The sequence below is a fragment of the Pseudomonas sp. NLJ1 genome (genome assembly GCF_049486705.1).
Classification (GTDB): Bacteria; Pseudomonadota; Gammaproteobacteria; order Pseudomonadales; family Pseudomonadaceae; genus Aquipseudomonas; species Aquipseudomonas inefficax.
In genome coordinates, this window is the sequence record NZ_CP137735.1 from 3166760 (window position 1) to 3192040 (window position 25281).

The following is a 25281-nucleotide window of genomic DNA, read 5'->3' on the forward strand; positions in this document are numbered from 1 at the left end:
CGCGGGTGAACCCGCTCCCACAGGATTACCACAGGCGTTGAAGGTGGCGTGATCCCTGTGGGAGCGGGTTTACCCGCGAAGAGGCCTGGGCAGGCGAAAAAGACCTCAGCCCATCTCCCCCCGCAATTGCTCGATCCGCTGGTCCTTGTCCACCCACAACTGGTTCACCCAAGCCTGCACGGTCTGCCTGAACTCAGGATCATTCTCGTAATCCCCCGCCCACAGCATCGGGTCCAGTTCACGCACGCGAATGTCGATAATCACCCGGTTGATGCTGCCATTGAGCAAATCCCAGAACCCCGGCGCCTTGTTGCCGGGGTAGACGATGGTCACGTCCAGCAAGGCATCCAGTTGTTCGCCCAATGCCGCCAGCACGAACGCCACGCCACCCGCCTTGGGCTTGAGCAGGTAGCGATACGGCGATTGCTGCTGCTGACGCTTGGCTTCGGTGAAGCGTGTGCCTTCCAGGTAGTTGACCACGGTCACCGGCTGGCGCTTGAACAGTTCGCAAGCAGCCTTGGTGATTTCCAGGTCCTTGCCTTTCAGCTCGGGGTGCTTCTCCAGGAAGGCCTTGCTGTAGCGCTTCATGAACGGGTAGTCCAGCCCCCACCAGGCCAGACCCAGCAGAGGTACCCAGATCAGCTCCTTCTTCAGGAAGAACTTGAAGAACGGTGTACGGCGGTTGAGGCTCTCGATCAGCGCCGGAATATCGACCCAGGTCTGGTGGTTGCTGACGGCCAGATACGAAGTGTCCTTGCGCAGGTTCTCGACGCCGCGGATGTCCCACTGGGTCGGAATGCACAGGGCAAAGATGGCCTTGTCGATCTCCGACCAGGTCTCGGCCACCCACATCACCGCCCACGAGGCATAATCACGGCCACGCCCCGGCAGCACCAGTTTGAGCAGCGCGAAGACCAGCAGCGGGCAGATCAACACCAGGGTATTGAGCAGCAGCAGGATGGTAGTGAGGATGCCGGTCAGCAGGCGACGCATAAAGAGACTCTTGTTGTAGGAGATAAACGGTTGGCAATGATAAGCAGGGCCGCGGCCTACGCCAAATTTCCAGTGCGCTGCGGCGAGGACAAATGTTTCACATTATGTTGGTTAGGCTTGTGACAGCGAACCTATCCTGCCAGTGCAGTCTAAGCACTGACACTCCTCAAGGAAGCCTGCCTGTGAAACCTCTGCTTGCCCTGTTGTCGTTGTTGGCACTGCCGGTCATGGCCGCTGAACCCACTATCTACGGCCGTTACGAGAACATAGCCCTGCCCGAACTGGGCGAAACCCTGAAAGCCAAGATGGATACCGGTGCCTTTACCGCGTCGCTGTCGGCCAAGGATATCGAGCTATTTACCCGCGATGGTGACGAGTGGGTACGCTTCCGCCTGGCAACCAAGGACTCGGACGGCAAGGTGTACGAGCACAAGGTCTCGCGCATCAGCAAGATCAAGGGCCGGGCCGATGAAGAGGAGGAAGGCGATGCGCCGGAAATCTCCAAGCGCCCGGTGGTCGACCTGGAGCTGTGCCTGGGTGACGTGAAGCGCACCGTGGAGGTCAACCTGGTCGACCGCAGCAGCTTCAACTACCCCCTGCTGGTGGGCTCCAAGGCGTTACGCGAGTTCAAGGCAGCGGTCAACCCGGCCAAGAAGTTTACCGCTGGCAAGCCGGGCTGCTGATGGCGAGGCGCCTGTAGCGGCCCTTTCGCGGGCACGCCCGCTCCTACAGGTAGGGCGCATACCCTGTGGGAGCGGGCGTGCCCGCGAAGAGGCCCTTCAGGCTACCGGCGCGGTGGCAACCATAGAAGGCCGCTTGATCACCTCGGCATACCACGCCGCCAACCCAGGCTGCTGCTCACGCCAGCCGAACTCGGGCTGGCGCAAATCCAGATACCCCAGCGCACAGGCCACTCCAATCGCTGCCAGGTCGAACCCGGACATCAGCTCAGGCAAATGCGCCTGCTCCAGGTTGGCCAGGCTACGGCGAATCTTGTCGCCCTGTGCCTGCAGCCAGCCGTCCCAGCGCTTGTCTTCAGGCCGCAGGAAGCTCTCATAGCGCGACGACACCGCCGCATCCATGATCGCATCGGCCTGTGACACCAGCGTCAAGCGGCGCCAACGTGCCGAGCCTTCGCGCGGCAGCAGCGGCAGGCCGACATGCTGCAGGTCGAGGTACTCGCAGATCACCCGGCTGTCATGCAGCACGGTGCCGTCCTCCAGGCGCAGGGCCGGGATCTTGCCGATCGGGTTGTCCTGGTTCAGGTTTGGGTCGCCGCTGACCGGGCTGATGTTTACCGGCTGCACTTGCACGCGTTCAAGCTGGCCGGTCTCGTGCAACACCACCATGACCTTGCGCACGAAAGGCGACAACGGCGAGTGGAACAGGGTCATCGTGCTCATGCGTCAGTTACCCTGCAGGCTGGGTGGCAGGCACACACCGGTGCCGCCGATGCCGCAGTAGCCGTCCGGGTTCTTGGCCAGGTACTGCTGGTGGTAGGCCTCGGCGAAATACACGGTTGGTGCCTGGTCGATTTCGGTGGTGATCTCGCCGAAGCCGGCCTTGCTCAGTTCGGCCTGGAAGGCGTCGCGGCTGGCCTTGGCCTGTTCCAGCTGTTCTGGGCTGGTGCAGTAGATGGCCGAGCGGTACTGGGTGCCGATATCGTTGCCCTGGCGCATGCCCTGGGTCGGGTTGTGCAGCTCCCAGAACATCGCCAGCAGCTCGCGGTAGCTGACCTTGTCCTTGTCAAACACCACCAGCACCACCTCGGTGTGGCCGGTCAGGCCCGAGCAGACCTCTTCGTAGGTGGGGTGGGGGGTGAAGCCGCCGGCGTAGCCGACCACGGTGCTGACCACGCCTTCACGCTGCCAGAAGCGGCGCTCGGCGCCCCAGAAGCAACCCAGGCCGAAGATGGCGAAGTCGATGGCGCCTTCGAAGAAGGGGCCGAGCAGCGGCGTGTCCTTGAACACGTAGTGGAACTCGGGCAGCTTCATTGGCGTTTCGCGGCCAGGCAGGGCCTGCTCCGCTGTTGGCATGACGTTTTTGTTCACCAGGATTTCCGAACGCAGGACCATGGCCGTTCCTCTGAATGTCAGTTGAATAGGTGTTGGGGCATTCGCGGGTAAACCCGCTCCCACAGATACCCCACAGATTTCGAATATTGTGGTGTACCTGTGGGAGCGGGTTTACCCGCGAAGGGACCCGTATAGGTTCTATAGTGCCCGAGGTTTACCCGGCTGTCAGGCCAGTGGGCCACGCGGATAGCGCTTCAGCCGTTCAGCCAGCTCGCGCCCCGGAATCGGCCGGTCGAACAGGTAGCCCTGGCCCACATCGCAGCGGTGCCGACGCAGGAACGCCAGTTGCTCCGGCGTCTCGATCCCTTCGGCCACCACCTTCAATTTCAGGTTATGCGCCATGGCCACCACCGCCGAGGTGATTTCCATGTCGTCCTGGTTGTCCGGGATCTCGTTGATGAAGCTGCGGTCGATCTTGAGGATGTCGATCGGAAACTTCTTCAGGTAGCTCAGCGACGAATAACCGGTGCCGAAATCGTCCATGGCCAGGGTCAGGCCCAGGGCCTTCAGCTCATCCAGCTGGCGGTGGGTATCTTCGCTGGCTTCCAGCAGCAGGCCTTCGGTCAGCTCCAGCTCCAGCAGGTGCGGGGGCAGGGCTTCTTCCTCGAGGATGGTGCTGATCGATGCCACCAGGTCCGGGTCGGAGAACTGCTTGGGGGACAGGTTGATGGCCACATGCAGGTTGCCCATGCCGGCCTCGCGCAGTTGCTGGCTCATGCGGCACGACTGGCGCACCACCCATTTGCCGATGGGGATGATCAGGCCGGTTTCTTCCGCCACGCTGATGAACTGGTCCGGGCGGATCATGCCGCGCTCGGGGTGGTTCCAGCGCAGCAGTGCTTCCAGCCCCAGCAGGCGGCCGCTGCGCAGGCACAGCTTGGGCTGGTAGAACACCTCCAGCTCGTTCTGAGTCAGGGCGCGCCGCAGGTTGTTCTCGACGAACAGCTTGTAGCTGGCTTCGGCATTGAGCACTTCGGTAAACACCTGCACCTGGTGCTTGCCGTTGGCCTTGGCCTTGTGCAGTGCCAGGCCGGCGTTTTTCATCAGGCTGGCCGGGTCGGCGCCGTGCAGCGGAGCGCAGGCCAGGCCCACCGAGGCGGTCACGTTGATCAGCTGGTTGTCGACGAACATCGGCTTGTCGAGGGTGCGCAGCAATTGCTGGGCGACGCCCTGGCCATCTTCCAGGCTGGTGTCGTCGAGCAGTACGGCGAACTCGTTACTGGCAAAGCGCGCCAGGATACCGCCGGTGTGCAGGCTGTTGCGCAAGCGCCGGGCCAGGCTGATCAGCAGCTTGTCGCCGGTCTGGTGGCCGAGGCTGTCGTTGATGCGCTTGAAGTTGTCGATGTCCACCAGCAGCAGGCACATCGAGTGCTCGCCATCACGGGCAAAGCGCTCGTCCAGGCTGCGGATGAACGCCGGGCGGTTGCCCAGGTTGGTCAGGTTGTCGGTGTAGGCCAGGCGCTCGATGCGTTGCTGGGCCAGCTTGGTCTGGGTGACGTCTTCGTAGATGCCGATGTAATGGGTCAGCTCACGGTTGTCGCCGTATACCTTGGAAATCGACAGCTGGCCCCAATAGGGCTCGAGGTTCTTGCGCCGGCTCTTGAACTCGCCCTGCCAGCTGTTGCCCATGGCCAGGCTCGAGGGCGAGTCGAACAGCAGCTCGCTCAGGTTCTCCAGCGCCGGCAGCTCGCCCAGGTGGCGGCCTTGCACTTCCTCGGTGCTGTACTGGGTGATCGCGGTAAAGCTGGGGTTGACGTACTCCACCACGCCGTCACGGTTCACCAGCAGGAAGGCGCTGGCGCTCTGCTCGACCGCACGCTGGAACAGGTGCAGGGCGCTGGCGGCGGTGCGCCGGTTGTGGTTGGTGATGACCTGGGCGAACTGGTCGGCCAGTTCGCCGGCAAAGGCTATTTCGTCCGATTGCCAGGCGCGTGTCTGGCCGGTCTGCTCCAGGCACAGCACGCCGACTACCTGGCCATCGACACGGATGCTGGCATCGAGCATGGCCTTGTTTTCCGGACACATGCTTTGCGCCAGGGCGCGGGTACGCGGGTCATGGCCGGCATTGTGGGCGTCGATGGCACGGCTGGCGTGCAGCGCGTCGAGGTAGTCGGGGAAGCGACTGGCATCGATGGCTTCGGGCTGGCGGTGCTCCTGCGCGTCCCGGTACCAGGCGATGATCGGCTCCAGGCGCTGGTCTTCCAGATGCCAGATGCTGGCGCTGTCGACCTTGTAGATCTCGCAGGCGCTCTGGGTAATCAGCTGGGCGGCTTCGCGCAGCGAATTCCCGGCGCTGTAGCGCTGGCGGGCCAGGCGCAGGATCAGGTCTTGCTGGCCACGAACCCGTTCCAGGTGCTCGAGTTGTTCCTGCTGCGTGCGCTGGTTCAGTTGCAGCGCCAATTGCAGGCGGTTGTTGCGCGATTCCAGGTCGCTGGCACCGGCCTCGCCGGTATCTTCGGCGTGGTCGTCGAGCACACTCAGGTAGCCGCGCAACAGGTGGCGGTTGTGCTGCTTGTAGGCTTCCCCGGTTTCCAGCAGGCGTAGCGATGCAGTTGGCGTGTGCAAGGTGTATCGCACGCGGAAGTAGCCGCGCTGGGCCAGTTGCGACTGGATCTCGTCGTGCAGCCGGTAGCGGGCTTCGGGTTCCATCAAGCTGGCGTAGGGTGCGTCTACCAGGGCGCAAAGGTCGCCGGCGTGCAGGCCGAACTGGCGCTCGCAGGCCGGGTCGAGGTAGAGCATGGTCCAGGTGGCTTCGTTGAGCCTTTCGAAACGCAGCATGCCGAGCCGCGAGGGCACGGGTAACTGCGTGACGACCTCGGCCGCCACACGGCTGGCGGCATCGGGTTGGCTTTTCATCGAAGACTCGCTTGAAGAGGGAACGCGGCCTTTGGGGCGGCAGGTCTGGCAAGGTTGCATCATGTCCCGGGGGCTGGCAAGCGGCCGAGCTTGATGCTGTGGATGGGTTATCGGCTGTTTGGTCGGAATCTGTAGGTTGACTGGAGATCCTGGGGCCGCTTTGCGGCCTGTGGGAGCGGGTTTACCCGCGATGAATCCAACACAGTACATGGCACCGGCTGCGCCGGTGTTCGCGGGTGAACCCGCTCCCACAGAGGGTGCAGCCCACCGGGAAAATCAAGGCAAAAAAAAGCCCCGCCAATCGACGGGGTTGAGGTACGAGCGTGGCAGCTCGAAAAGGGTACTGCCCCTCGCAGAGAGGGGCAGTGTGCTGCCTTACAGCAGCATGGTGCGGATATCGCCCAGCACGTCGCCCAGGCGCTTGGTGAAGCGCGCGGCGGCAGCGCCGTTGATCACACGGTGATCGTAGGACAGCGACAGCGGCAGCATCAGCTTCGGCTGGAAGGCCTTGCCATCCCAGACCGGCTGCATGGTCGCCTTGGAGACGCCCAGGATAGCCACTTCCGGCGCGTTGACGATCGGCGTGAAGCCGGTGCCGCCAATGTGGCCGAGGCTGGAGATGGTGAAGCAGGCGCCTTGCATCTCGTCGGCCGAGAGCTTCTTGGTGCGGGCTTTTTCGGCCAGCGCAGCCGCTTCGGCAGCCAGTTGCAGCAGGCTCTTCTGGTCGACGTTCTTGATCACAGGGACCAGCAGGCCGTCCGGGGTGTCCACGGCAAAGCCGATGTGCACGTACTTCTTGCGGATGATGGCCTTGCCGCTTGGCGCCAGCGAGCTGTTGAAGTCCGGCAGTTCCTTGAGCAGGAAGGCGCAGGCCTTGAGCAGCAGTGGCAGCACGGTCAGCTTCACGCCAGCCTTCTCGGCCACGGCCTTCTGCGCAACGCGGAAGGCTTCCAGCTCGGTGATGTCGGCAGAGTCGAACTGGGTCACGTGCGGCACGTTCAGCCAGCTGCGGTGCAGGTTGGCAGCACCGACCTGCATCAGGCGGGTCAGGGCCACTTCTTCCACTTCACCGAACTTGCTGAAGTCCACGGCAGGGATCGGCGGGATGCCGGCGCCACCGGTTGCACCAGCGGCTGCCGGTGCGGCCGATGCCTTCTGCATCATCGCCTTGACGTAGACCTGCACGTCTTCTTTCAGGATGCGGCCGTGCGGACCGGTCGCGGCAACCGCGCCCAGGTCGACGCCGAATTCACGGGCCAGCTGACGAACCGCCGGGCCTGCGTGAACCTTGGCGTTGCTGCCGGCAGCCGGTGCGGTAGCAACCGGTGCAGGGGCAGCAGCCGAGGCAGCAGCGGCAGGTGCGGCGGCTGGAGCCGCCTCAGCCTTGGCCGGGGCAGCAGCAGCGGCAGGTGCCGGAGCAGCAGCCGGGGCAGCGCCGGCGACTTTCAGCTTGAAGATCAGGTCGCCAGTGCCGACTTCGTCTTCCAGCTTGCACAGGACTTCTTCGACCACGCCGGCAGCCGGCGACGGGATTTCCATGGAGGCCTTATCGGACTCCAGGGTAATCAGCGACTGGTCGGCTTCGACGGTGTCGCCGACCTTGACCAGCACTTCGATGATCTTGGCCTTGCCCGACGAACCGATGTCCGGCACGTGGATGTCCTGCACGCTGGCGGCAGCCGGGGCTGCGGCCGGAGCAGGGGCAGGGGCGGCTTCGGCGGCAGGAGCCGGCGCAGCAGCCTGGGCCGGAGCAGCGGCCGGGGCCTCAGGGGCCGCAGCAGCGGCGCCCTCGGCTTCCAGGACCAGCAGCTCGTCGCCTTCTTTCAGGCGGTCGCCCAGCTTGACCTTCAGTTCCTTGATCACGCCGGCCTTGGGAGCCGGGATCTCCATGGAGGCCTTGTCGGACTCCAGGGTCAGCAGGCTCTGGTCAGCCTCGATACGATCACCGACCTTGACGAACAGCTCGATGATTTCACCTTCACCGCTGCCGATGTCAGGTACGCGAATGAGTTCGCTCACTTAAAAATACTCCTCAGCAGTCCAGTGGGTTGCGCTTGTCCGGGTCGATACCGAACTTGACGATAGCGTCTGCAACAACCTTTGGTTCGATCTCGCCACGGTCAGCCAGGGCTTCCAGGGCAGCCAGCACCACGAAGTGGCGGTCGACTTCGAAGAAGTGGCGCAGCTTCTTGCGGCTGTCGCTGCGACCGTAACCGTCGGTACCCAGGACCTTGAACTCTTTGCTCGGTACCCACTGGCGAATCTGCTCGGCGAACAGCTTCATGTAGTCGGTGGAGGCGATGACCGGGCCCTTGCGACCGTTCAGGCACTGCTCGACGTAGGTCTGCTGTGGCTTCTGGCCAGGCTTCAGGCGGTTGGCGCGTTCCACGGCCAGGCCGTCACGACGCAGTTCGTTGAAGCTGGTGACGCTCCATACGTCGGCACCGACGTTGAACTCTTCACGCAGGATCTTCGCGGCTTCGCGGACTTCGCGCAGGATGGTGCCGGAGCCCATCAGCTGTACGTGATGCGCGGCATCGCGGGTGTCTTCTTCCAGCAGGTACATGCCCTTGATGATGCCTTCCTCGACACCGGCCGGCATGGCTGGCTGCTGGTAGGATTCGTTCATCACGGTGATGTAGTAGAAGATGTCCTGTTGCTCTTCGGTCATCTTCTTCATGCCGTCCTGGATGATCACCGCCAGCTCGTAGCCGTAGGTCGGATCGTAGGTGCGGCAGTTCGGGATGGTGCCCGCCATCATGTGGCTGTGACCGTCTTCGTGCTGCAGGCCTTCACCGTTCAGGGTGGTACGGCCGGCGGTACCGCCGATCAGGAAACCACGGGTGCGGCTGTCGCCGGCAGCCCAGGCCAGGTCGCCAATACGCTGGAAGCCGAACATCGAGTAGAAGATGTAGAACGGCAGCATCGGCTGGTTGTGGCAGCTGTACGAGGTACCGGCAGCGATGAACGACGACATGGCGCCGGCTTCGTTGATGCCTTCCTCGAGGATCTGGCCCTTCTTGTCTTCGCGGTAGAACATCACCTGGTCTTTATCGACTGGCTCGTAGAGCTGGCCGACCGACGAGTAGATGCCCAGCTGGCGGAACATGCCTTCCATACCGAAGGTACGGGCTTCGTCCGGGATGATCGGGACGATGCGCTGGCCGATTTCCTTGTCCTTGACCAGCTGCGCCAGAATACGCACGAAGGCCATGGTGGTGGAGATTTCGCGGTCACCCGAGCCGTCCAGGATCGCTTTCAGCGTTTCCAGTGGCGGGGTCGGCACGCTGAAGCTCTTGGCACGGCGCTGAGGTACGAAACCGCCCAGGGCAGCACGGCGCTCGGCCAGGTACTTGGCTTCGGCAGAACCTTCTTCCGGCTTGAAGAACGGCAGGTTCTCAAGGTCGGCATCCTTGACCGGGATGTCGAAGCGGTCACGGAAGTGACGCAGGCTGTCGACGTCGACCTTCTTGGTATTGTGCGCGGTGTTCTTGGCTTCGCCGGCACCGGTACCGTAACCCTTGATGGTCTTGGCCAGGATGACGGTAGGCTGGTCCTTGTGGTTGACCGCCTGGTGGTACGCCGCGTAGACCTTGTACGGGTCGTGGCCGCCACGGTTGAGCTTCCAGATCTCTTCGTCGGACAGGTCTTCGACCATGGCCTTGAGCTCTGGGGTGTTGAAGAAGTTCTCACGAACGTACGCGCCGTCTTTGGCTTTGTAGTTCTGGTACTCGCCGTCGATGACTTCGTCCATGCGGCGCTGCAGGGCACCGTTGGTGTCCTTGGCGAACAGTGGGTCCCAGAAACGGCCCCAGACGACCTTGTTGACGTTCCAGCCACCGCCACGGAACACGCCTTCGAGTTCCTGGATGATCTTGCCATTGCCGCGAACCGGGCCGTCGAGGCGCTGCAGGTTGCAGTTGATGACGAAGATCAGGTTGTCCAGCTTCTCGCGGCCGGCCAGGGCGATTGCGCCCAGGGATTCCGGCTCGTCGCACTCGCCGTCGCCCATGAAGCACCAGACCTTCTGCTTGCCGGCCGGGATGAAGCCACGGGCTTCAAGGTACTTCATGAAACGTGCCTGGTAGATGGCCTGGATCGGGCCCAGACCCATCGATACGGTCGGGAACTGCCAGAAGTCAGGCATCAGCCATGGGTGCGGGTACGAAGACAGGCCGTTGCCGTCCACTTCCTGACGGAAGTTGTTCATCTGGTCTTCGCTGATGCGGCCTTCCATGAAGGCACGGGCGTAGACGCCTGGCGAAGCATGGCCCTGGAAGAAGATCAGGTCGCCGCCGTGTTCTTCGGTCGGGGCCTGGAAGAAGTAGTTGAAGCCGATGTCGTACAGGGTGGCGCTGGAGGCGAAGCTGGAGATGTGTCCGCCCAGGTCCGAGTCTTTCAGGTTGGTACGCATGACCATGGCCAGGGCGTTCCAACGCACCATCGAGCGAATGCGGCGTTCCATGAACAGGTCGCCAGGCATGCGTGCTTCGTGGGTGACAGGGATGGTGTTGCGGTATGGCGTGGTGATCGCATACGGCAGCTGGGAGCCACTACGGGTGGCCAGCTCGCCCATACGGGTCATCAGGTAATGAGCGCGGTCTTCGCCTTCTTTGTCGAGGACCGACTCCAGGGCATCCAGCCATTCCTGGGTTTCGATTGGATCGAGGTCTTGCATGGCTTGCTCCAGGGCGGAAAGGCAACCAGAATCGATTGCCTGAAGTTGCGACTGGCCTTATGGGCAGACGTCGTGAATTCTTGGATTACCGGGGTGTCCTCCGGCGCCGTGTAGTTTTACTACATTTGCTTTCGCATTTCATGCTTTTACACGACACGAGTAGTAGTAAAACTACATTTGTGCGACGTTTCGTCGCATGTTGGCTTGTGAGGAAAAACGTTCATGTTGGTTGGCGTTGTGTCGCGAGCGGGTAATTCTTGATGTTTGCTACCAATTTTCCGTTTTTTTCAGCTATTTCCAACTTTTGTACGACAGTCCAACCGTGGTCCGGCTTCCCCTTGGCCGCTTGTTCCCCTCTCTTTCACGCCGATCAAGGATAGACCATGCGCCTACCTTTGCCGTCCGATCTGCCCGCCACCTTGCAGCCGCTGATCATTCGCAACCAGCAATTCCTCAGCGATGCGGTGGCTGCCCACCCGGAACTCGACCTGCACATCTGGAGCCCGCTGCATCGGCAACAGTTCGACCAGGTAGCCGCCGCCAGCGACTTCGTCCTCGGCCTGGCCCGGCGCGAGCCGGCCATGCTGTTCGGCCTGCTGGCCAGCGGCGAGCTGGACCGGCGCTACGCTGCCGGTGAACTGCGCGGGCACATCGCCGCCACGGCCCAGGCGGCGCAGAGCGAAGACGAGCTGGCGCGCAACCTGCGCCGCGAGCGCAACCGTCAACAGCTGCGCATCATCTGGCGCGATATCACTCGCCAGGCCGAGTTGGGCGAAACCTGCCGCGACCTGTCCGACCTGGCCGATGCCGCCATCGACGAAGCCTACCAGTGGCTGTACCCGCGCCACTGCCAGCAGTTCGGTACGCCTGTCGGTAACCGCAGCGGCCAGCCGCAGCACATGGTGGTGCTGGGCATGGGCAAGCTGGGCGCGGTGGAGCTGAACCTGTCGTCGGACATCGACCTGATCTTCGCCTTCCCCGAAGGTGGCGAAACCGAAGGGGTGAAGCGCTCGCTAGACAACCAGGAGTTCTTCACCCGTCTGGGCCAGCGCCTGATCAAGGCCCTGGACCCGGTCACCGTCGACGGTTTCGTGTTCCGCGTCGACATGCGCCTGCGCCCCTACGGATCGGCCGGTGCGCTGGTGCTCAGCTTCAATGCCCTGGAGCAGTACTACCAGGACCAGGGCCGCGACTGGGAACGCTACGCGATGATCAAGGCGCGGGTGGTGGCCGGCGACCAGGCGGCCGGCGCGCAGCTGCAGGAGATGCTGCGGCCGTTCGTGTACCGCCGCTACCTGGATTTTTCCGCGATCGAAGCGCTGCGCACCATGAAGCAGCTGATCCAGCAGGAAGTGCGGCGCAAGGGCATGGCCGACAATATCAAGCTGGGTGCCGGGGGCATTCGCGAGGTGGAATTCATCGCCCAGGCCTTCCAGCTGATCCACGGCGGGCGCGACCTCAGCCTGCAACAGCGGCCGCTGCTGAAAGTGCTGGCCACCCTCGAGGGCCAGGGCTACCTGCCGCCAGCCGTGGTCGCCGAGCTGCGCGAGGGTTATGAATTCCTGCGCTATACCGAGCACGCCATCCAGGCCATCGCCGACCGCCAGACGCAGATGCTGCCGGACAGCGAGACCGATCAGGCGCGGGTGGCCTACATGCTCGGTTATGCCGACTGGCAAAGCTTCCATGACCAACTGACGCACTGGCGTGGCCGCATTGACTGGCATTTCCGTCAGGTGATCGCCGACCCGGATGATGAAGACGGCGAAGGCGAGCTGGTGGTGGGTGGCGAATGGTCGCCGCTGTGGGAGCAGGCGCAGGATGAAGAGGCCGCTGGCCGTCAGCTGCAGGAGGCCGGCTTCCAGCAGCCCGCCGAAGCCCTGCGGCGCCTGGCCGCGCTGCGCTCCAGCCCGCAGCTGCGTTCGATGCAGCGGATTGGCCGTGAGCGCCTGGACGCCTTTATCCCGCGGTTGCTGGCCCAGGCTGTGGAGCATGACAACCCCGACCTGGTGCTCGAGCGCGTGTTGCCGCTGGTCGAGGCCGTGGCGCGGCGTTCTGCCTACCTGGTGTTGCTCACCGAAAACCCCGGCGCCTTGCGCCGCCTGCTGACCCTGTGCGCCGCCAGCCCATGGATTGCCGAGCAGATTGCCCGCTACCCGCTGCTGCTCGACGAGCTGCTCAATGAAGGCCGCCTGTTCAGCCCGCCACTGGCGCCGGAGCTGGCCAGCGAATTGCGCGAACGCCTGACGCGCATCCCCGAGGACGACCTGGAACAGCAAATGGAGGCGCTGCGCCACTTCAAGCTGGCCCACAGCCTGCGCGTGGCCGCCTCGGAAATCAGCGGCAACCTGCCGCTGATGAAGGTCAGCGACTACCTGACCTGGCTGGCTGAGGCCATCCTCGACCAGGTACTGGCCCTGGCCTGGCGCCAGACCGTGGCCCGCCACGGCCAGCCCAAGCGCAGCGACGGCAGCCTGTGCGACCCGGGCTTCATCATCATCGGCTACGGCAAGGTAGGTGGCCTGGAGCTGGGTCACGGCTCGGACCTGGACCTGGTATTCATCCATGACGGCGACCCGCAGGCGGAAACCGACGGCGCCAAGCCGATCGACAGTGCGCAGTTCTTCACCCGCCTGGGCCAACGCATCATTCACCTGCTGACTACCCAGACCAACTCGGGCCAGCTGTATGACGTGGACATGCGCCTGCGCCCGTCGGGTGCCTCGGGCCTGCTGGTGAGCTCGCTGGGTGCGTTCGAGCGCTACCAGCAGAACGAGGCCTGGACCTGGGAGCACCAGGCCTTGGTGCGGGCCCGGGTGCTGGGGGGCTGCAAGCAGGTGGGCACGGCATTCGAAGGTGTGCGCGCCAAGGTTCTGGGCCAGGCCCGCGACCTGGAAAAACTGCGCAGCGAAGTGAGCGAAATGCGCGCCAAGATGCGCGATAACCTCGGCACCAAGGCCACCGCTGCCGGTACCGCAGCCAACGCTTTCGAGGCCGGTGTGCCGTTCGATATCAAGCAGGATGCCGGCGGTATCGTCGATATCGAATTTATGGTGCAATACGCCGCTTTGGCCTGGTCCCACGACCACCCGGCCATACTCCGATGGACCGATAACATCCGCATTCTGGAAGAGCTGGAGCAGGCGGGTTTGATGCCGGCCAGTGACGCGGTGCTGTTGCGTGAAGTGTACAAGGCGTTCCGCTCGGCCTCGCACCGCCAGGCTCTGCAAAAGGAGGCTGGGGTGATCGATGCAGCGCAGTTTGCCGATGAACGCCGTGAGGTGCGGCGGATCTGGGGTGAATTGGGTCTGACTTGAAGGCCTCGCCAACCCTGTGGGAGCGGGTTCACCCGCGAAAAGGCCACGCGGTGCATGGCACCGGCTTCGCCGGTGTTCGCGGGTAAACCCGCTCCCACAGGGTCTGCAGTCAGCGACGGATATGCCTGAGTGGTACACTGTCCGCCACATAGCCTGAATATAAAGAGGGGAGGCCAGGCTGTACCGCAGCCTGTAGCCTCCCCGAGCGTTTCTGGACTAAGCATGAGAATACTGATCATTGGCCCCAGCTGGGTCGGCGACATGGTGATGGCGCAGACCCTGTTCCAGTGCCTGAAACAGCAGCACCCCGACTGCGTGATCGATGTGTTGGCCCCCGAGTGGAGCCGGCCGATCCTGGAGCGCATGCCCGAGGTCCGTCAGGCCCTGAGCTTCCCGCTCGGCCACGGCGCACTGGAACTGGCCACGCGGCGACGCATCGGCAAGTCCCTGGCCGGCCAGTACGACCAGGCCATCCTGCTGCCCAACTCGCTCAAGTCGGCGCTGGTGCCGTTCTTTGCCGGTATCCCCAAGCGCACCGGCTGGCGCGGCGAAATGCGCTTCGGCCTGCTCAACGACGTGCGCAAGCTGGACAAGGCCCGCTACCCGCTGATGATCGAGCGCTTCATGGCCCTGGCCTACGCACCCGGCGCCGAGCTGCCGCAGCCGTACCCGCGGCCCAGCCTGCAGATCGAAGCGCAAAGCCGTGACGCCGCCCTGGCCAAGTTCGGCCTGGAGCTGGACCGCCCGGTGCTGGCGCTGTGCCCCGGTGCCGAGTTCGGCGAGGCCAAGCGCTGGCCGGCCGAGCACTACGCCAGCGTGGCCGATGCGATGATCCGCCAGGGCTGGCAGGTGTGGCTGTTCGGCTCGAAGAACGATCACCCGGTCGGTGAGCAGGTCCGCGACCGGCTGATCCCGGGGCTGCGTGAAGAATCGTCCAACCTGGCCGGCGAAACCTCGTTGGCCGAGGCCATCGACCTGATGTCCTGCGCCCATGCCGTGGTGTCCAACGACTCGGGCCTGATGCACGTGGCCGCCGCGCTGAACCGCCCGTTGGTGGCGGTGTACGGCTCGACTTCGCCGGGCTTCACCCCGCCGCTGGCCGAGCACGTGGAAGTGGTGCGCACCGGCATCGAGTGCAGCCCGTGCTTCGACCGCACCTGCCGCTTCGGCCACTACAACTGCCTGCGCCTGCTGGAACCTGGCAAAGTCATTGCCGCCCTGCACAGCCTGAGCGGGCCGGACCTGATCGATACCGTGGCCGAGGTCGACTAAGTGCGGGTACTGATCATCAAGACTTCGTCGCTGGGGGATGTGATCCACACCTTGCCGGCGCTTACCGATGCGGCCCACGCCATCCCGGGCATCCGCTTCGACTGGGTGGTGGAAGAAGGCTTCGCCGAAATCCCCAGCTGGCACCCGGCGGTCGACCAGGTGATCCCGGTGGCCATCCGCCGCTGGCGCAAGAACCTCTGGCAAACCATCAAGAGTGGCGAGTGGAAGGCGTTCAAGCAACGTGTACGCGAGCGCAAGTACGACCTGGTGATCGACGCCCAGGGCCTGGTCAAGTCGGCCTGGCTGACCCGCTATGTGAAGGCGCCGGTGGCTGGCCTGGACCGCTACTCGGCCCGCGAAGGCTGGGCCAGCCGCTTCTATGACCGGCGCCTGTCGGTTGCTACCGGCCAGCACGCGGTTGAGCGGGTGCGCCAGCTGTTCGCCATGGCCCTGGCCTATGACCTGCCGGAAGGCATCGGCAATTACGGCCTCGACCTCGAGCGCCTGCAACTGCCGCCTGCCGCCCCCTATGTGGTGTTCCTGCATGGCACCACCTGGGCGACCAAGCACTGGCCCGAAGCCTACTGGCGCGAACTGGCCGAGCGCATGGGCCGGCGCAAGCTGGAGGTGCGCCTGCCGTGGGGCAACCCTGCCGAGAAGGCGCGGGCCGAGCGCATCGCCCAGGGGTTGAACAATTGCCAGGTACTCCCCAAATTGAACCTTGCCGGCGTCGCCCGCGTGTTGGCGGCGGCAAAAGCCTGTGTGGCGGTCGATACCGGCCTTGGCCACCTGGCGGCGGCACTTGATGTGCCCACCATTTCGCTGTTCGGCCCGACCAACCCGGGCCTGACCGGCGCCTACGGACGGACCCAGATTCACCAGGCCAGTGACTGGCCCTGCGCGCCCTGCCTGCAGAAAAAGTGCACCTATAAACCGAGCGCCGACGACCTGCGCCGGTTCGATCTGAAACGCGAGTGGCCGCTGTGCTTCACTCGCCTGAATCCCGAGCATGTGGCGAGCCGCTTGAGCGCGTTGCTGCTGGCTGAGGATGTCCGTTGATGCAACTGGCTTTCGTACTTTACAAATATTTCCCCTTCGGCGGGCTGCAGCGCGACTTCATGCGCATTGCCCTGGAATGCCAGAAGCGGGGCCATCAGATCCGTGTGTACACGCTGATCTGGGAGGGTGACATTCCGCCGGGCTTCGAAGTGCTGGTGGCGCCGGTGAAGGCGATTTTCAACCACCGCCGCAACGAGAAGCTCAGCGCCTGGATGGCCGCCGACCTGGCCAAGCGCCCGGTCGACCGCCTGATCGGCTTCAACAAGATGCCTGGGCTGGATGTGTACTACGCCGCCGATGGCTGCTTCGAGGACAAGGCGCAGACCCTGCGTGGCGGCCTGTACCGCCGCTGGGGCCGCTACCGGCACTTTGCCGAGTACGAACGTGCGGTGTTCGCCAAGGATGCCCATACCGAAGTGCTGATGATTTCCGAAGTTCAGCAGCCGCTGTTCATCAAGCACTACGGCACCCCGGTGGAGCGTTTCCACCTGCTGCCGCCGGGCATTTCCCAGGACCGCCGCGCGCCGGCCAATGCCAGCGAGATCCGCGCGGAGTTCCGCAAGGAATTCAACCTGGGCGACGACGACCTGCTGCTGGTGCAGATTGGCTCGGGCTTCAAGACCAAGGGCGTCGACCGCAGCCTCAAGGCCCTGGCCGCACTGCCTTCGGCCCTGCGCAAGCGCACCAGGCTGATGGTGATCGGCCAGGATGACCCCAAGGTGTTCCAGCTGCAAAGCGCTACCTTGGGCCTGGGCGATCAGGTGCAGTTCCTCAAGGGCCGCAGCGACATCCCGCGCTTCCTGCTGGGCGCCGACCTGCTGATCCACCCGGCGTACAACGAGAACACCGGCACGGTGCTGCTCGAGGCGCTGGTGGCCGGCCTGCCGGTGCTGGTCTCCAAAGTGTGCGGCTACGCCCACTACATTGCCGAAGCCGACAGCGGGCTGGTGCTGGACGAGCCGTTCGAGCAGGAACAGCTCAATGGCTACCTGCAGCGCATGCTCGAGGACCAACAGGCCCGCGCCAGCTGGTCGCGCAACGGCCTGGCGTTTGCTGAAACCGCCGACCTGTACAGCATGCCGCAGCATGCCGCTGATGTGATCCTGGGGCAGGAGTCCGCATGAAGCTGATACTGGCCGAACCGTTCAAGCGCCTGTGGGCCGGGCGTGATGCCTTCGATGCCGTTGAGGCGCTGCAAGGCGAGGTCTATCGCGAACTGGAAGGGCGCCGCACGCTACGCACCGAAGTCGCTGGCGAGGGCTTCTTCGTCAAGATCCACCGCGGCATCGGCTGGGGCGAGATCTTCAAGAACCTGCTCACCGCCAAGCTGCCGGTGCTCGGCGCCGGCCAGGAATGGCAGGCCATCCAGCGCCTGCACCAGGTTGGCGTGCCGACCATGACTGCCGTCGCCTATGGCGAGCGTGGCAGCAACCCGGCCGCGCAGCACTCGTTCATCATCACCGAAGAACTGGCGCCGACCATCAGCCTGGAAGACTTCAGCATCGACTGGGTCAGGCAGCCGCCCGAGCCGCGCCTCAAGCGTGCGCTGATCGCCGAAGTGGCGAAGATGACCGGCGGCATGCACCGCGCCGGGGTCAACCACCGCGACTGCTACATCTGCCACTTCCTGCTGCACACCGACCGCCCGGTGACGGCGGACGACTTCAAACTGTCGGTGATCGACCTGCACCGCGCGCAGACCCGGGCGAGAATCAGCCGCCGCTGGCGCGACAAGGACCTGGCCGCGCTGTACTTCTCGGCGCTGGACATCGGCCTGACTCAGCGCGACAAGCTGCGCTTCCTGCGCGGTTACTTCCAGCGCCCGCTGCGGCAGATCCTGAAGGACGAAGCCGCGCTGCTCGCCTGGCTGGAGCGCAAGGCGCAGAAACTCTACGATCGCAAGCAACGCTATGGAGATGCACTCTGATGGCGGGGTGGACACTGGCGCCGGGCTATGAACACCTGGCGGCGGACTTCGGCAGCCTGGAAGCGGTATTCGCCTTGCAAGGCGAGCGCCTGACCCGCGACCCGATCAGCGAGGTGGTGCGCGTCGAACGTGGCGGGGTCAACTACTACGTCAAGCGTTACACCGGGGCCGGCAAGCACATGCGCCGTTACCTGGGCCGGCCGCGGATCAAGGCCGAATGGCAGAACCTCAAACAGTTCGACAAATGGGGCATCCCCACTGCCGAAGTGGTGGCCTGGGGCCTGGAGCGCAATGGCCTGGCGTTTGGTCGGGGGGCGATGATCACCCGCGAACTGCCACGCACCGAAGACCTGTCGGCGCTGGCCGAGCGCAACGATGCACGCTTGGCCGATCGCGCCTGGGTAGGGCATGTCAGCAGCCAGCTGGCGCGCCATACTCGGGTCATGCACCAGCACCACTTCGCGCATAACGACCTGAAGTGGCGCAACCTGCTGGTCGACGACCATGGCACGCTATTCTTCATCGACTGCCCCACCGGTGATTTCTGGCGCGGCTTCATGTGGCGGCACCGGATGATCAAGGACCTGGCGTGCCTGGACAAAGTGGCCAAATACCACCTGTCGGCAACCCAGCGCCTGCGTTTCTACCTGCAATACCGTGGCCGCGACCGGCTGAATGTGCGTGACAAGAAACGCATTCGCCAGGTGGTGAGCTTTTTCGAGGGAAGGGAATGACCGATTATCTGGCCAGCGCGGACATCGCGCTGCTCAAACGCCATGGCCTGGACGACTTCGAGGCGCTGTGGGCACTGCAACTGGATGCCGTGGACGAACCGAACACCGGCCGCGGTGGCTGGAGCAGCGTGTTCCGCCTGGAGCTCGAAGGCAAGGGCTACTACCTCAAGCGCCAGAGCGACTACCTGACCCGTACCCTGCACCGGCCATTTGGCGAACCGACCTTCGCCCGCGAATTCCGCAACATCAGCCGTTACCAGAAGCTGCAGATCCCGGCCTTGCAGGCGGTGTTCTATGGCGAGCGCAAGCAAGGCGGCACGCACCGGGCGATTCTGATGACTCGCGCTCTGGACGAATGGGCCGACCTCGACAGCCTGCTGGCCCGGTGGCCACAACTGAGCGATGCTGAACGCAACGGCATCCTGCAGGCTTGCGGCCAGCTGGCGCGTACCCTGCACAGCGCCGGCCAGGTGCACGGCTGCTTCTACCCCAAGCACATCTTCCTGCGCCAGCGCCGCGAAGGCTGGGACGCGCAACTGATCGACCTGGAGAAGACCCGCCCCCTGCTGTTCGGCATGCGTGACCGTCTCAAGGATCTGGAGCCGCTGCTGCGTCGCGCCCCTGTCTGGAGCGGGCGCGATGTACGTAGCTTGCTGGCCAGCTACCTGGCGCAGCCTGCCGACGGCACGCTGGTCGATACCTGGCTGCAACGCCTGACGCAACGCCGTCGTGAAAAAGAGGCCCGCTGATGCGTTTGTCTGAATTGAAAGAGGCCGGGCGCAGCCCTTCGTTGCCCCTGAGTATCACCCTGGCCGATGCCGCCGGCACGGCCGACCTGCAATTGCTCAGCCTGCTGCGCGTGCTGCCGGGCCAGCGCTATGTGGGCGCCGGCGTGTGGCGCGGTACACCGGTGTTGGCCAAACTGCTGGTCGGTGGTAACGCTGCACGGCATTTCCAGCGCGAACTGCAAGGCGTGAAGCTGCTGGCCGAGCAGGGCCTGACCACGCCGAAGCTGCTGGCCGATGGCCTCAAGGAAGGCGAGGGTGGCTGGCTGCTGTTCGAGTTCCTCGACGGGGCCGAAAGCCTGGCCGATGCCTGGGCGGCAGTGGAGAGCTTGCCGGTGCTGGCCGATGAGCAGCATCTGGTGCTGGGCGAGGCGCTCACCGCAGTGGCGCACATGCACGCCCAAGGCCTGTGGCAGGAAGACCTGCACCTGGACAACCTGCTGCGCCATGGGGGCAAGCTTTACCTGATCGACGGCGCCGGCATCAAGGCGGAAACACCTGGCCAGCAGCTGTCGCGCCCGCGTGTGCTGGAAAACCTTGGGGTATTCTTCGCCCAGCTACCCAAGCGCCTGGAACCGTTCATCGAAGAGCTGCTGGTGCACTATCTGCTGGCCAACGCCGAGCATGCGTTGCCGCTGGAAGCCTTGCAGAAGCAGGTGGACAAGGTGCGCAGCTGGCGCCAGAAGGATTACCTGGAAAAGGCTGGCCGTGAATGCAGCCTGTTCAGTGTCGAGCGCAGCCTTTCGGGCTTGCGGGCGGTCCGCCGCAACGAGGTTGAAGCCATGCTGCCGGTGTTGGAGCAGGCCGACGCGTTGATCGACCAGGGCCACCTGTACAAGACCGGTGGCGCTGCCAGTGTGGCGCGCATCGAGGTTGGCGGCCGCACACTGGTGCTCAAGCGCTACAACATCAAGAACACCGCACACTGGTTCAAGCGCTTCTGGCGGCCGAGCCGGGCCTGGCATTCGTGGATCGAAGGGCATCGCCTGGAGTTCCTCGACATCGCCACGCCGCGCCCGTTGGCGGTGCTGGAGCAGCGGGTCATGGGCCTGCGCAGCCGTGCCTACCTGGTCACCGAGTATGTCGATGGCCCGGACTTGGCCGAGTGCTTCGCACCCTATGTGGAAAACGGCGATGCACCCGAAGAGCAGGTCGATGCCCTGGTACATGTGATGCAGCAGCTGATTCGCGAGCGTATCAGCCATGGCGATTTCAAGGGCCATAACCTGTTCTGGGACAACGGCCAGTGGTCGCTGATCGACCTCGATGCCATGTGCCAGCACGCCACCCAGCTCAGCTTCGCCCCGGCCTACGCCCGTGACCGGGCGCGGTTGCTGCGCAACTGGCCGAGTGGCAGTGCCCTGCATCAGCGGCTGGACCGGCTGCTGCCCAGGCTGGCCGAGTAATCCGCCGGCAGTGTCAGCCAGTCGCTGCTGCGGCCTGGCTGGCGCACGCGAATGCGCCACTGGCCGTCCTGGCGGCGCAGCACCGCCCAGGCGTGCACAGCGCCGAGCGCGTGTTGCGGGATGCCTAGATGGTAATGGCCTGGGAGCAGGTGCCGGCGCACCGGTAGCTGCTTGCCCGCCAGCAGCAGGTAAAGTTGCCCATCGGCCTCGTACAGGTCGTCCTCGGTCGCTAGCGCCAGGCCTTCGCGTTCGGGTTGCAGGCGGCAGGTTTCGAACAGGTGGCTGAGGTCGGGCAAACCGTCGTGCCAGAGCACGGGCGAGTCGACCACCCAGGTACCATCGCGAAGGCGCTTTAGCGGCAGTTGCACGTAGGCGTCCGGCTGCCTGGGGTCCAGTGCCCGCCAGCGCTGGCCGTCGAAGTTTACGCTGTACATGCGCCCATGGCTGTCCTTGACGAAATAGCGGTCCGGCCCTGCTGTAGCACTGATCTGTTCGTAGACCTTCTCCCCGTGAATACCGTCGATCCGGTAGCGCAGCTTGCTGATGTCGACCGCGGCTTCGTGGCTTTTCGGTAGCGGCCGCGGTGGCTGCGGTGGCAAGCCACGCAGTGCCCGGCGCATCAAGGTTGAGCCGGCAAAACTGTTTAGCCCGTCGGCGGTGTGGCTGAGCGCGGCAATGGCGTGGTGCAGGGTGGCTTCGTAGTCGTCCCGATGCATCGCTTCCACGCCATCCCAGATGGAAATGGCCATGCGCCCGAAGGCCAGTGCCGACATGGCGGGTGCAGGCAGCACCAAGCTGATCAGGTCGAGGATAAGGCGCAGGGTGGCCAGGCTGAACTCGCCCAGCACTTCGTTGTTGCTGCGGCTGTTGCTGTCGGCCTCGGCCATCAGCATTTGCACCTCTGCCCGGTAGCAGGCTTGGTACAGGTTGCCGGTAATGATCGGTCGTTGCACGTAGGGCCCCAGGCGCCCCATGCGCAGCAGTTTGTCCAGCCGTTTGCGGTTGGCTTGGGGCGCCCGTTGAATCACGTATTCGCGCAGCGCCGGGGTATTGCGCAAGGTCCGTAACAGGTCGCGGGTGTTGCGGAATTCGCGCCAGGCACGGCGGTCGGGCGCATCCGGGGTGTAGACCACCAACGACTGGACACTGGCGACCTCGGCATTGAGCAGCAGTACACCGTGCAGGGTATGGCCGTCGATGAGCAACTGGCGGACCACGATGCGGTGTTCCTCGATGGTCGGCCGCCAGCCGCTGTCTGGGTAGTGAATGATTGCCCTGACCCAGCGATAGCCCTGCTCCAGCGGGTCGTTCAGGAAGTGCCCGGCGTAGCGGGCCTTGGCCGCTTCGGCGTGCATGCGCGCACGGTTTATGGCGCCATGGGCCTGCATGCGCCAGCGACCGGCGGCGGAGTCGAGCAGGTGGTGGCGCAGGTAGCGAAGGTAGCCACTGCCAGCATCCAGGTTGCGCACCAGTCGTTTGACATGCGCAGGCGTGAGCCTGGGCAAGGCGCTTCCGTCAGCGCGCTGGACTCGTGCGGTCAGCCAGTATTCGACATCGAACCAGGCGATGTTGAGCAGAGCCAACTCGTCCAGGCGGTAGCTGAGCGGTACCATTTCGATGGTATCGCCCACCTGTGGGCGGCTTGCTGCTGCGATGTAGCTGGAGGGTGCCAGCGGATTGAGCAGCGGGCCTTTGCGCCGGGCCATGGTGACCTTGACGAGGATCTGCTCGGCAGGCGTGTGGATGCCGTGTTCCCGGCGCAGCTGTTCGCCCAGGCGGTCACGGACCCATGCCAGCAAGTGATTATGCTGGCTGAACTGCTCCAGGGTCAGCAGCCCGGGCGCGGCGGCCTGGGTGATGGCTCCGGCGAGCTCCTGCATGGTTTGCATGATGTGCGCCAAACCTTGTGCGGAAGCATTGCGCAGCCAGCTGGGCAAATGTTTTTCCAGCAGCAGTGCATAACGCGTGGCCAGGGCATGCTTGCAACCCATGAGGCTCAGCAAGCCTTGCTGGTTGGCCAGCATGGCGCTGAAGTCTGCCAGGTCGGGCGCATGCTCATGCTGCCAGGCGGTTTGCCAGGTAATTGCCAGGCGTTCGCGCTGCATATCGATCAGGTCTTGAACCTGCTGCTCGACCATGTCCTCGGCAAACCACTCGTAACGCAGCTGGTCTGCTTGCTGAATCAGTTGCTGGTCTTCAATGCGAGGCAGCAACTGCAGCATGGGTTGGCTTTGCAGCGGGTCGTCGAGACGTTCGCACAGCTCGGTGTGCAGTTCGGCGAGGTTGGCGAATGCCTCGATGCCATGTGAAAGGCTGCACAGCAAGGCCAGGCCGCTGGCTGTGCCGGGTAATGCAGCGCTGCCCTCCGGGCTACCGGCCACCAGCACCAGTGCGCCCCGCAGATGCAGCCGGCGGTTGGGGCTCAGGCTGCTGAAAACCGGGCGGTACAGCTGTGCGCGCTGCATGGTGGGCAGATGTCGGCGCTGCCAGGCCCGTGGCGAAGCCAGGCAGGTGCGTAGCAACACGATAGCATCGTAGCCGAGGGTCTGGTCGGCCAGACGCAGCTCAAGCTCCGCAAGCAGCTGCTCGTGACGCAGTTGCAGCAAGCGCTGGAAGCGGCTTTGGCCCCCGGCAGGGGCTTCCTTCCAGAACAGTGCCAGGTCACCGAAAAAGCGCTGGCGCAGCTGCAAGTGCGCCAGGCCGTCGACCGGGGCGGGCTGCCCTCGTTGCAGGGCAGTGATCTGGGTGTCCAGGGCTTCGAGGCGTTGTAGCGGGGTCATGGTGTAGTTCCGTGGGTTAAGGGAGCCACACCATGTCGAGGCAATGTGCGAGGTGGGTGGTAGCCGGTTATTGCCGGCGCCGGGGCCACAAGCCACGCAGGCCCAGCACGGCCGAAACGCCCAGGCCTAGCCAGGCGAGGCTGTCCCAGATGCCGTCGCCCAGCAGGGCTGCGAATAACCCGCCGGCACTGAGCAGGGCGATAAGCGCCGGCCAGGCGTAGATGCGCCGGGTTGACCGCGACTTGTGGCTCATGCGGTTGCCCCCTTGGGCTTGCGCTGCTTGCCCCACCACAGGTACAGGCCACTGCCGAGCACGATGATGGTCAGCACGTCGAGCACGGCCCAGAGGACCTGCATCGGCCGCCCTCCGTAATCGCCGAAGTGCAGCGGTTGCGACAGGCCCATGGCGTCCATGTACCAGGGGCGTTCACCGACCGCAGTAACTTCCAGCGTGCGTGCATCGATCAGCACCGGGGTGAGCAGGTGCGAGGTCAGGTGCGTGGCGCCTTTCATGAACACCGCGTAGTGGTGTTCGCTGGAGAAGCGGGTGCCGGGGAAGGCGATGAAGTCCGGGCGCATGCCGGGTGCGGCCTGTTCGGCGATGCCTAGCAGGCGGGTGGCCGGGGCGCGCTCGATGAGCGGTGGGGCATCACGGTAGGGCGCGACCATGGCGGCCAGGCTGTCATTGCGCCAGGCGGCGATGACCAGGTCGGACAGGGCGCTGATCACACCGGTCACGCCTACCGTCAGTGCCCAGGCCAGGGTGACCACGCCGATCAGGTTGTGCAGGTCGAGCCAGCGCAGGCGGCGGGATTTGCCGTGGCGTACCGTGGCGAAGTCCAGGCGGCGCATGAATGGTGCATAGAGCACGGTGCCGGAGATGATTGCCACGACGAACAGCACGCCCATGAAGGCCAGCAGCAGCTTGCCGGGCAGGCCGGCGAACATGTCCACGTGCAGGCGCAGCATGGTCATCATGAAGCCGCCGTTGGCGGCCGGCATGGCCACGGCTTCGCCGGTGCGGGCGTCAAGCATGAAGGTGTGCGACGAATTAGGTTCGGTGCCGGCGGTGGCGGCGGTGATGGCCACCACACCGTTGGCTTCGTCCTCGTCGTAGCCAAAGTACTGCATGACCTCGCCGGGGCGGTGCTGCTCGGCCTTGATCACCAACTGCTGCAGGTCGAGGTGTGGGGTGCCTGCCGGCATTTCTCGCAGTTCGGGCGCGTCGCCGAGCAGGTGTTCGAGTTCGTGGTGGAAGATCAGCGGCAGGCCGGTGACTGCCAGCAACAGCAGGAAAAGGGTGCAGACCAGGCTGCTCCAGGTGTGGATCACCGACCAGCGGCGAATGGTTGGGCTTTTCATCACGGTACCGATTTTTTGCCTGTTGGAAGCTGGGGCT

18 protein-coding genes are annotated in these 25281 nt (G+C 64.4%); 9 read left to right on the plus strand and 9 right to left on the minus strand.

Going from position 1 to position 25281, the window contains the following annotated elements:
• Positions 1-105 precede the first annotated feature (105 nt).
• Entirely contained in the window at positions 106-993 is an 888-nt protein-coding gene (locus R9B85_RS14230) for an acyltransferase (protein WP_207878589.1), read from the minus strand.
• 182 nt (positions 994-1175) lie between these two features.
• Between R9B85_RS14230 and R9B85_RS14235 the strand changes: the two genes are divergently transcribed.
• Positions 1176-1676 (plus strand): ATP-dependent zinc protease, encoded by a 501-nt coding sequence (locus tag R9B85_RS14235; protein ID WP_015268670.1) that lies wholly within the window; start codon positions 1176-1178, stop codon positions 1674-1676.
• 96 nt (positions 1677-1772) lie between these two features.
• Here the strand turns inward: R9B85_RS14235 and R9B85_RS14240 are convergent, their stop codons facing one another.
• The 5 genes from R9B85_RS14240 to aceE form a co-directional block, all read right to left on the minus strand.
• Complete coding sequence (locus R9B85_RS14240) at positions 1773-2396, minus strand: glutathione S-transferase (RefSeq protein ID WP_207878587.1); 624 nt, start codon at positions 2394-2396, stop codon at positions 1773-1775.
• Positions 2397-2399: 3 nt separating this feature from the next.
• Positions 2400-3068 (minus strand): peptide-methionine (S)-S-oxide reductase MsrA, encoded by a 669-nt coding sequence (msrA, locus tag R9B85_RS14245; RefSeq protein ID WP_056805689.1) that lies wholly within the window; start codon positions 3066-3068, stop codon positions 2400-2402.
• A gap of 165 nt (positions 3069-3233) precedes the next feature.
• Positions 3234-5924 carry a putative bifunctional diguanylate cyclase/phosphodiesterase gene (locus tag R9B85_RS14250; protein ID WP_112251444.1) on the minus strand — a complete coding sequence of 897 codons (2691 nt, stop codon included), beginning with the start codon at positions 5922-5924 and terminating at the stop codon, positions 3234-3236.
• 375 nt (positions 5925-6299) lie between these two features.
• Entirely contained in the window at positions 6300-7943 is a 1644-nt protein-coding gene (gene aceF, locus R9B85_RS14255; RefSeq protein ID WP_207878585.1) for a dihydrolipoyllysine-residue acetyltransferase, read from the minus strand.
• A gap of 13 nt (positions 7944-7956) precedes the next feature.
• Positions 7957-10602 (minus strand): pyruvate dehydrogenase (acetyl-transferring), homodimeric type, encoded by a 2646-nt coding sequence (gene aceE / locus R9B85_RS14260; RefSeq protein WP_112251448.1) that lies wholly within the window; start codon positions 10600-10602, stop codon positions 7957-7959.
• 383 nt (positions 10603-10985) lie between these two features.
• Here aceE and glnE point away from each other — a divergent pair, with 383 nt between their 5' ends.
• The 8 genes from glnE to R9B85_RS14300 all read left to right on the plus strand — a co-directional run bounded on the left by glnE (position 10986) and on the right by R9B85_RS14300 (position 21102).
• On the plus strand, positions 10986-13919 hold the full coding sequence (gene glnE / locus R9B85_RS14265) for a bifunctional [glutamate--ammonia ligase]-adenylyl-L-tyrosine phosphorylase/[glutamate--ammonia-ligase] adenylyltransferase (RefSeq protein WP_423770309.1): 2934 nt from the start codon (positions 10986-10988) through the stop codon (positions 13917-13919).
• A 222-nt stretch (positions 13920-14141) separates the two neighbouring features.
• Positions 14142-15191, plus strand: a complete 1050-nt coding sequence (gene waaF / locus R9B85_RS14270) for a lipopolysaccharide heptosyltransferase II (protein WP_423770310.1) — start codon at positions 14142-14144, stop codon at positions 15189-15191.
• Positions 15192-16250 (plus strand): lipopolysaccharide heptosyltransferase I, encoded by a 1059-nt coding sequence (gene waaC / locus R9B85_RS14275; RefSeq protein ID WP_015268679.1) that lies wholly within the window; start codon positions 15192-15194, stop codon positions 16248-16250.
• Complete coding sequence (locus R9B85_RS14280; RefSeq protein WP_207878581.1) at positions 16250-17374, plus strand: glycosyltransferase family 4 protein; 1125 nt, start codon at positions 16250-16252, stop codon at positions 17372-17374. The genes waaC and R9B85_RS14280 overlap by 1 nt, the downstream gene beginning before the upstream one ends.
• Positions 17371-18177: a lipopolysaccharide core heptose(I) kinase RfaP gene (rfaP, locus tag R9B85_RS14285; RefSeq protein WP_112251454.1), complete on the plus strand. Its 807-nt coding sequence runs from the start codon at positions 17371-17373 to the stop codon at positions 18175-18177. Before R9B85_RS14280 ends, rfaP begins: the two co-directional genes overlap by 4 nt.
• Entirely contained in the window at positions 18177-18911 is a 735-nt protein-coding gene (locus tag R9B85_RS14290; RefSeq protein ID WP_112251455.1) for a lipopolysaccharide kinase InaA family protein, read from the plus strand. Before rfaP ends, R9B85_RS14290 begins: the two co-directional genes overlap by 1 nt.
• Entirely contained in the window at positions 18908-19660 is a 753-nt protein-coding gene (locus R9B85_RS14295) for a lipopolysaccharide kinase InaA family protein (protein ID WP_252378483.1), read from the plus strand. The genes R9B85_RS14290 and R9B85_RS14295 overlap by 4 nt, the downstream gene beginning before the upstream one ends.
• Complete coding sequence (locus R9B85_RS14300) at positions 19660-21102, plus strand: lipopolysaccharide kinase InaA family protein (protein WP_112251457.1); 1443 nt, start codon at positions 19660-19662, stop codon at positions 21100-21102. Before R9B85_RS14295 ends, R9B85_RS14300 begins: the two co-directional genes overlap by 1 nt.
• Here the strand turns inward: R9B85_RS14300 and R9B85_RS14305 are convergent.
• The 3 genes from R9B85_RS14305 to R9B85_RS14315 all read right to left on the minus strand — a co-directional run bounded on the left by R9B85_RS14305 (position 21063) and on the right by R9B85_RS14315 (position 25244).
• Positions 21063-23882: a dermonecrotic toxin domain-containing protein gene (locus R9B85_RS14305; RefSeq protein WP_423770311.1), complete on the minus strand. Its 2820-nt coding sequence runs from the start codon at positions 23880-23882 to the stop codon at positions 21063-21065. The two genes, R9B85_RS14300 and R9B85_RS14305, sit on opposite strands and share 40 nt — an antisense overlap.
• Before the next feature lie 67 nt (positions 23883-23949).
• Positions 23950-24135 carry a hypothetical protein gene (locus tag R9B85_RS14310; protein WP_112251460.1) on the minus strand — a complete coding sequence of 62 codons (186 nt, stop codon included), beginning with the start codon at positions 24133-24135 and terminating at the stop codon, positions 23950-23952.
• Positions 24132-25244: a PepSY-associated TM helix domain-containing protein gene (locus R9B85_RS14315; RefSeq protein ID WP_423770312.1), complete on the minus strand. Its 1113-nt coding sequence runs from the start codon at positions 25242-25244 to the stop codon at positions 24132-24134. The genes R9B85_RS14310 and R9B85_RS14315 overlap by 4 nt, the downstream gene beginning before the upstream one ends.
• Positions 25245-25281: the final 37 nt, after the last annotated feature.

What these genes read in the sequence shown, in the direction of transcription:
- R9B85_RS14280 (WP_207878581.1), top strand. Translation starts at nt 16,250, where the DNA reads ATGCAACTGGCTTTCGTACTTTACAAATATTTCCCCTTCGGCGGGCTG.
- msrA (WP_056805689.1), bottom strand. Translation starts at nt 3,068, where the DNA reads ATGGTCCTGCGTTCGGAAATCCTGGTGAACAAAAACGTCATGCCAACA.
- R9B85_RS14295 (WP_252378483.1), top strand. Translation starts at nt 18,908, where the DNA reads ATGACCGATTATCTGGCCAGCGCGGACATCGCGCTGCTCAAACGCCAT.
- R9B85_RS14305 (WP_423770311.1), bottom strand. Translation starts at nt 23,882, where the DNA reads ATGACCCCGCTACAACGCCTCGAAGCCCTGGACACCCAGATCACTGCC.
- aceE (WP_112251448.1), bottom strand. Translation starts at nt 10,602, where the DNA reads ATGCAAGACCTCGATCCAATCGAAACCCAGGAATGGCTGGATGCCCTG.
- R9B85_RS14250 (WP_112251444.1), bottom strand. Translation starts at nt 5,924, where the DNA reads ATGAAAAGCCAACCCGATGCCGCCAGCCGTGTGGCGGCCGAGGTCGTC.
- glnE (WP_423770309.1), top strand. Translation starts at nt 10,986, where the DNA reads ATGCGCCTACCTTTGCCGTCCGATCTGCCCGCCACCTTGCAGCCGCTG.
- R9B85_RS14240 (WP_207878587.1), bottom strand. Translation starts at nt 2,396, where the DNA reads ATGAGCACGATGACCCTGTTCCACTCGCCGTTGTCGCCTTTCGTGCGC.
- waaF (WP_423770310.1), top strand. Translation starts at nt 14,142, where the DNA reads ATGAGAATACTGATCATTGGCCCCAGCTGGGTCGGCGACATGGTGATG.
- R9B85_RS14310 (WP_112251460.1), bottom strand. Translation starts at nt 24,135, where the DNA reads ATGAGCCACAAGTCGCGGTCAACCCGGCGCATCTACGCCTGGCCGGCG.
- rfaP (WP_112251454.1), top strand. Translation starts at nt 17,371, where the DNA reads ATGAAGCTGATACTGGCCGAACCGTTCAAGCGCCTGTGGGCCGGGCGT.
- R9B85_RS14230 (WP_207878589.1), bottom strand. Translation starts at nt 993, where the DNA reads ATGCGTCGCCTGCTGACCGGCATCCTCACTACCATCCTGCTGCTGCTC.
- R9B85_RS14300 (WP_112251457.1), top strand. Translation starts at nt 19,660, where the DNA reads ATGCGTTTGTCTGAATTGAAAGAGGCCGGGCGCAGCCCTTCGTTGCCC.
- R9B85_RS14315 (WP_423770312.1), bottom strand. Translation starts at nt 25,244, where the DNA reads ATGAAAAGCCCAACCATTCGCCGCTGGTCGGTGATCCACACCTGGAGC.
- R9B85_RS14290 (WP_112251455.1), top strand. Translation starts at nt 18,177, where the DNA reads ATGGCGGGGTGGACACTGGCGCCGGGCTATGAACACCTGGCGGCGGAC.